We start from the raw sequence: 451 nt of genomic DNA on the forward strand, positions 1-451 counted from the left end.
TCAAAGAACGTGGCACAGCGTAACCCTCTTAGTTAATTACTTAGCCGACCGACGACGTACTATCATCTTGTCAGTGCGTTTGTTCTTGCGAGTTTTATAGCCTTTAGTAGGTACACCCCAAGGAGTAACAGGGTGACGACCACCAGAGGTTCGCCCTTCACCACCACCATGTGGGTGGTCAACTGGGTTCATAACAACACCACGCACCGTTGGTCGAATACCGCGCCAACGTGATGCACCCGCTTTACCTAATTGCCGTAGGCTGTGCTCACTGTTTGAAACCTCACCCAAAGTAGCTCGACATTCAACAAGAACCTTACGCATTTCACCAGAACGCAAACGAAGAGTTGCATAAGCACCTTCTCTTGCTACTAGCTGCGCAGAAGTACCTGCACTACGAGCGATTTGAGCGCCTTTACCAGGCTTCAATTCAACACAGTGGATAACACTA

1 protein-coding gene is annotated in these 451 nt (G+C 49.2%); it reads right to left on the reverse strand.

All coding sequences use genetic code 11. From position 1 onward, the window contains the following. Positions 1 to 36: 36 nt before the first annotated feature. The coding region (gene rplB / locus A3756_RS03275; protein WP_068552926.1) for a 50S ribosomal protein L2 at positions 37 to 451 on the reverse strand (415 nt) is incomplete at its 5' end.

This window comes from Oleiphilus sp. HI0086 (genome assembly GCF_001635225.1).